This window comes from Thermanaerothrix sp., from assembly GCA_026417795.1.
GTDB lineage: Bacteria > Synergistota > Synergistia > Synergistales > Synergistaceae > Thermanaerovibrio.
The window spans coordinates 1-1,269 of the sequence record JAOACP010000107.1 but is presented as its reverse complement, the minus strand read 5'-3'; the positions used below and the strand labels follow the sequence as shown (position 1 = coordinate 1,269).

At 48.1% G+C, this 1,269-nt stretch carries 2 protein-coding genes; both read right to left on the bottom strand.

Features of this window, described 5'->3' with window-relative positions:
• A partial coding sequence (locus N2315_09420; GenBank protein MCX7829389.1) for a hypothetical protein occupies positions 1-191 on the bottom strand: 191 nt, incomplete at its 3' end.
• Positions 192-213: 22 nt separating this feature from the next.
• Positions 214-1,269: SLC13 family permease (locus tag N2315_09415; protein ID MCX7829388.1), on the bottom strand; the 1,056-nt coding region annotated here is incomplete at its 5' end.

Sequence of the window (1,269 nt, the reverse complement as noted above, 5' to 3'; positions counted from 1 at the left end):
ATGACAAGGCTCCCCACAAAAATCATGAGGACGTTCCAGTTGACCATCTTTGTAAAGGCTTCCTGGGGAGAAACCACCCCCAGGGCCATCATGATAAGGGCCGCCGCCATCGCAATAAAGGCTTTCTTCTCTGGGAAAATAATAATCAACCCATACATAAGTACGGTGATCCCTAATACCAGGGACTGCATGTTTTTCTCTCCTTCGTTATTTCTATTTCCAAAACAACCACACAAAAAGGGCTGCCCCGCCGGTGGTAATAAGCGTAAAGGGCAGGCCTATCTTAAGCCACTGGAGAAACGAAAGGGATATTCCCTCCCGTTTAAGGATCCCCACCGATACCACGTTGGCCGAGGCTCCAAAGGGGGTTATGTTCCCCCCCATACAGGAACCAATCAGGAGGGCAAACATGTACAGTTCCGGTCGCAGAGAAAGGGTTTGAGCAAGCCTATCGGCCACCGGTAACATAACCAGAATGTAGGGGATGTTATCGATAAACCCAGAAAGAAGCAAAGAAACGAGTATTATAAGAACAAAGCCTACAATGATATTTCCGCCTATAAGGTCCGCCAGAAGCTCACCTATTTTTTCTACCCATCCCACCTTGGTGATGGTCCCTACCACAATAAAAATCCCAATTAAAAAGAGAAAAGCCTCCCAGTCAAATTTCTTAAGCACCTCGAAGGTTTCCCGGGTTGTTTTTTTCTGAACAAAGCGATACCACAGAAGACCCAGCGTGGCGATACTCAACACGGCATAGCCTGCCACAGGAGAGAGCCCCCGTTCGACAAAAGAAATGATCGCCAATGTCCCTATCATGGCCAAAAGAAGGATGGTGGGAACCAGAGAAATGATGGGTTCCTTTTCTACCGTAATCCGGGTATGTTTTGTTTTCGCAAAATAGGCATATAAAAAAAGGGCTCCACAGAGCATCCCAAACTGAACGGCGAAGAAAATAGAAGGTCGCCCCTGGTACACAAAAAAGTCATTAAACCCATAGTGGGCATAGTCTGCAAAGATCATCGAGGGAGGGTCCCCCACCAACGTGGCGGTTCCCTGCAGGTTGGCCATTACCGCAAGGCCTACCATAAAATAGGTAGGTGCCATGTTCAGCCGTTTCGATAAAACCAGGGCAATGGGGGCCATTACCAAAACGGTGGACACATTATCCACAAAGGCGGAGACAAAACCGGTCATCAGGAGAATCAGGGTAATGGCAATACCCGGATTGGGAGAAACATCAATGAGGGTATCCGCTATCCAGAGGGG